This window comes from Hydrocoleum sp. CS-953 (assembly GCF_002260545.1).
GTDB lineage: Bacteria > Cyanobacteriota > Cyanobacteriia > Cyanobacteriales > Microcoleaceae > Trichodesmium.
Genome location: NZ_LGSU01000879.1, coordinates 1 through 5,201 on the forward strand (window position 1 = coordinate 1; position 5,201 = coordinate 5,201).

General features: G+C 39.6%; 2 protein-coding genes and 1 pseudogene. 1 reads left to right on the plus strand and 2 read right to left on the minus strand.

Translation table 11 applies throughout. The features are described 5' to 3' along the window. Positions 1 to 133: 133 nt before the first annotated feature. Together AFK68_RS11600 and AFK68_RS41545 are read right to left on the minus strand one after the other, a co-directional pair. Positions 134 to 1,031 (minus strand): toprim domain-containing protein (locus tag AFK68_RS11600; RefSeq protein ID WP_371357331.1); only part of this gene is annotated, 898 nt, incomplete at its 5' end. Position 1,032: 1 nt separating this feature from the next. Beyond that, positions 1,033 to 3,591 (minus strand): annotated as a pseudogene (locus AFK68_RS41545) (ATP-binding protein); the annotation flags it as partial. A 368-nt stretch (positions 3,592 to 3,959) separates the two neighbouring features. Between AFK68_RS41545 and miaA the strand changes: the two are divergent. After that, complete coding sequence (gene miaA, locus AFK68_RS11610; RefSeq protein ID WP_094672906.1) at positions 3,960 to 4,880, plus strand: tRNA (adenosine(37)-N6)-dimethylallyltransferase MiaA; 921 nt, start codon at positions 3,960 to 3,962, stop codon at positions 4,878 to 4,880. Positions 4,881 to 5,201 lie beyond the last annotated feature (321 nt).

A 5,201-nucleotide genomic window follows, 5' to 3' on the forward strand; every position in this document is an offset into this window, starting at 1 on the left:
TACTCCCCTACTCTCAATCTATAATTTTAAATAGATCCCTTCAGGGGTTCTATAGTCTCGCTCCCTATTCTAGAGTGAGCAAATATTGAGTTATACCATCCAACATCAACTCACATTTGCCCACCCTACTTTACTAAATATCCAGATCGGTAATTTTCAATTTCGGTCCGTAAGTCTCAATAAACTCACGCCTCGGCGCTACCCGATCGCCCATCAAGACAGTAAATATCCTATCTGCCTCCGCAGCATCCTCAATTTCCACCCGTTTCAAAGTCCGAGTGTCAGGGTTCATCGTCGTATCCCACAACTGAACTGGCATCATTTCACCCAAACCCTTAAACCGTTGGATAGTATAGTTTGCATTTCCAGGAAACTCATTTTCAATTAGTTGACTGAGTTCGCGATCGCTATAACAATAGTAATGATTCCGCCCCCGTTCCACTTTATACAATGGAGGACAAGCAATATAGATATAACCCTGATCTACTAACGCCCGTTGGTATCGATAGAAAAACGTTAACAATAACGTCCGAATATGAGCGCCATCAACATCAGCATCAGTCATAATAATTATCTTATGATACCGCAGTTGAGCAGCATCAAACTCATCCCCTTTGATGCCCAAACCCAAAGCTGTAATCATTGATTGAATTTCATTATTTTTGTAGATTTTGGCATCATCCGTTTTCTCAATATTGATAATTTTACCACGCAACGGCAATATAGCTTGAAAACGGCGATCGCGACCTTGTTTAGCACTATTATGCACAAAAACTCCACTCGCTAAAGCAAAATTATGAGTATTTGGAACTTCGACATCGTAAACATCTCGTCGCTCTTCCAGGGGTTCAATAGAAACAACCCGATGATTATAATTCCGAATAGCATCCCGTGCTAAAAATTCGTCTCCTCCAAAGTATCGGGTGTAAAAAGTCTCAAACTTCAACATCGACTTATCCTTCTCACGACGACGATAAATATCATACAATTCCAAGTCTATGAAACCAGAACTCTGGTAAACCTTGTGCAAANAACATCTCGTCGCTCTTCCAGGGGTTCAATAGAAACAACCCGATGATTATAATTCCGAATAGCATCCCGTGCTAAAAATTCGTCTCCTCCAAAGTATCGGGTGTAAAAAGTCTCAAACTTCAACATCGACTTATCCTTCTCACGACGACGATAAATATCATACAATTCCAAGTCTATGAAACCAGAACTCTGGTAAACCTTGTGCAAAGCTTCAAGAGTCTTACGATAATAAGTTTTATCCAGCGCTTCCCGACGCTTGGCACGAAATTCAGGAGTCCACTGTTCCTTAGTTTTTTGCCGTCGCCACTCCAACAAATCTTCATTTTGCCATTGCTCTTTCGCTACTTCAGAAGCTACCTCCCGTGCTTCTGGGTTATTCGCAAAATAATCCCGCACTTGTTCTGCACGAGCTTGACAGTTCTCAGCTTTACTCCAATATTCCTGCTGTGCTTTCATTAACTGTTCGCGATTTTGTTCGCGATACTCTTCATTGCTATCATAAAACTCACGCCATTTCTGAACCATAAAAGCTTTATACTCATCAACTTCCCACTGCGCTTTCGCTTGTTCGGATAAAATCTTTTGCGTCTCAGGTTCCTGCATTCGTTCCTTCATCTTCGCCCGAAATTCATCAGTTTGATGAGCTTGACGACTTTTTTCTATAACATCAGGACGATGCAAACTGAATTCAAGATGTGCCCTGTGTAATGCCAAGTGTTCCTCTTCTGGAAGTCGCTGAATATTTGTGGGATTATTATTGAGTTTATTAAAATCAACATGATGACGATGGTTACCATCTCCTGAATTATATACTCCTGCTTCCAAGTTATAAAAATCTGCCAACAAATGAGTATATATCCAACTGTCTTTTTTAGGGTTCCAAACCATTTCATAACCATCTAATCCCCAACCATTTTTTTTCTTTTGAGATAACTTTCGATACAAAGGCATCAAAGGATCATTTGGTGTTAATAAAGCTGCTGGTTTATAACTACCATCTTTGAGCATAAAAGGATGATCTGGAGTACAAATTATAGTCTCATCATTATCCAAAGTTATCTTAATAACTGTGGCATTTTTCTTAGTCATTCTTGCATTAATTATCCTTTCAATTGCCACATATCCCTTATCATTAATTGTGTAACAAAAATGTTCTTTACCTTCAGCTTGTTCAGCTACTATTTCTATAAAGCTAAGTCTACGTCCATCAGCTAAAATAACTTGCTGATGGGCCAGAAAACAGCCCCCAGCACTATCTCCTTCGACGAGGTATAACTCAGATTCTTCCGGGTTTTTCGTACTGCAATCGGCTAGTTTTCCTGGTAATGGAGAAGATTCTAAAACTGATTTTCTCCTCACTAAATCCCTCGCTCGACGAGCTGCTTCTGCTGCTTTAAAAGCTTGAATAGCCTTCTCTAAAACTGCATCAGCAATTTGAGGATTAAAATCCAAATATTCAGTTAAAACTTCTCCAACTAAAGAATCAACAATACCCCTAACTTCAGTATTGCCTAACTTAGTTTTAGTTTGACCTTCAAATTCTGGTTCTGGAACCTTCACAGAAATAACTGCCGTTAACCCTTCCCGGACATTTTCACCACCCAAATTTGAATCACTTTCTTTAAGTTTATTCCGCTTGCGAGCAATACCATTCATTGTTCTGGTTAAAACAGTTTTCAACCCTTCTAAATGAGTACCACCATCAACAGTTCTAATATTGTTAGCAAAACCTAGAACATTATCACTAAAAGCATCCACACACCATTGCAAAGCTACTTCCACTTGCACATCATTCTTTTCCCCCTGCACAAAAATCACCTCTTCATGCAAAGGCTGTTTTTCCCGGTTCATGTAGGTGACATATTCCTTAATACCACCCTCATAACAATAAGATTCTATTCGCGGTTCATCACTTTTAAGTAACTCCAGGCGATAATCTGTAATAGTAATCTTGACACCTGCATTCAAATATGCTAATTCTCGCAGACGACCAACTATGGTATTGTAGTCAAATTCAATACCCGTAGTGAAAATTTCCTCATCTGGCAGAAATTGCACTGATGTGCCTGTCCGTTTTTCTTTATTAGTTTTAGATTTCAAGTCCCCAGTCGGTTTGCCACGTTCATAACCTTGAATATGTGTCTTTTTATCCCGCCAGACCGTTACCTCTACCCACTCTGACAAGGCATTGACCACGGAAACCCCCACACCGTGTAATCCCCCAGAAACTTTATAGCCACCTCCACCAAATTTACCTCCAGCATGGAGAACAGTCATAACCGTTTCCAAAGCAGACTTACCTGTTTTAGAATGGGTATCAACTGGAATACCCCGGCCATCATCTGTAACTCTGACAGAGCCATCTTCATTCAGGTCAACTTCGATGTGAGTGCAATAACCAGCTAGCGCCTCATCGATGGAGTTGTCAACAACTTCGTAGATTAGATGATGTAGTCCACGAGGCCCCGTGGAACCAATGTACATTCCCGGTCGCTTCCGTACCGCTTCGAGACCTTCCAGAACTTGTATTTGTTCAGCGCCGTAATTGTTGCTGGCCATAGCAATATCTCTCCTAATAATGGCTTTAATAACAACTTTCGTCAAAAAATGAAATTTTTCTCATAAATTATAACATAAATGCCTTAAACGCTGCTCTAGGGTATTTTAATGAGAAATTTATTTGGGGGATGTAGATATTAGTTATGAGTCATGAGTCATAATTCAGGAGTCAGGAGTCACAATTTCCCAGATTTTTAGTAGTTAGTAGTAGGGGCGAATGGCCATTCGCCCCTACATTATTGCTGTGACTAAATTTGAGAGATATGAAAATTTCTTTTAATTTTGACTTTTGACTTTTCTCTTTTGGCTGCGTAAGTGCTAATATTATAGTTTTATTAATAATTTCTTTTAATTTTGACTTTTAACTTTTGACTTTTGACTTTTCTCTAATTACTATTTGCGGGCCAACTGCTACGGGTAAGTCTGGATTAGCCTTGGATTTGGCCCATAGATTCGGTTCCGTAATTCTCAGTGCAGATTCTCGTCAAGTGTATAAATATTTTAACATTGGCACCGCAAAACCAACTATAACAGAACGGGAATTGGTACCTCACTATTTAATAGATATTTGTGAACCTACAGAGACTCTGACATTGGCAGAATATCAGGAACAAGCACAACGTTTGATTGTTAATTCTTTTACTGCTGAAACTGATTTTGCTCCACCAAGTTTATTAGTGGGAGGTACGGGGTTATATATAAAGGCAATAGTTAAAGGTTTGAAGATTCCTAGGGTTGGGCCTAATGAAAAGTTGCGATCGCAATTAGCAGATTTAGGTCAAAAACAATGTTACAAAATGTTGCAGCAGATTGATGAGGTTGCTGCTGAGAAAATCCACCCTAATGATTTGGTGAGAACTTTACGAGCATTGGAAGTCTTTTATGTGAGTGGGAAACCCATTTCTCAACAGCAGGGAGAAAACCCTCCAGATTATCGAATTTTACAAATAGGGTTAGACTGTGATGTGGAGGTTTTGGGCGATCGTATTCGTCATCGGACTGAGAAAATGGTAGAAGTTGGGTTAGTGGAGGAAGTAAAATTTTTGTGTGAAAAGTATGGTGCGGAGTTGCCATTGTTAGATACGTTGGGTTATGCAGAGATAAAACAATATTTGGCAGGAGATATTAGTTTGACTGAGGCGATCAAGGCAACAGTTTTACATACTCGTCAGTTTGCCAAGCGACAACGGACTTGGTTTCGAGGGTATCCAGAGATTGAATGGTTTGATGCGAATGCTCCAGATTTATTGGAAAAGGTTTGGGAGCGAGTCAGGGGAGTTGACAGTTGAGAAAAATTTGACCATTCGTCTCCGGGAGCTTCAGCAAATGAAATGACTATTTCTCTATATGCAATAGAAGAGAAAATTTTCATCATCCGTCTCCGAGAGCTTCAGCAAATGAAATGACTATTTCTCTATATGCAATAGAAGAGAAAATTTTCATCATCCGTCTCCGAGAGCTTCAGCAAATGAAACTACTATTGCTCTATACGCAATAGAAGGAAAATTTTCATCATCCGTCTTCGGGAGCTTCAGCAAATGAAACTACTATTTCTCTATCCGCAATAGAAGAGAAAATTTTCATCATCCGTCTCCGAGAGCTTCAGCAAA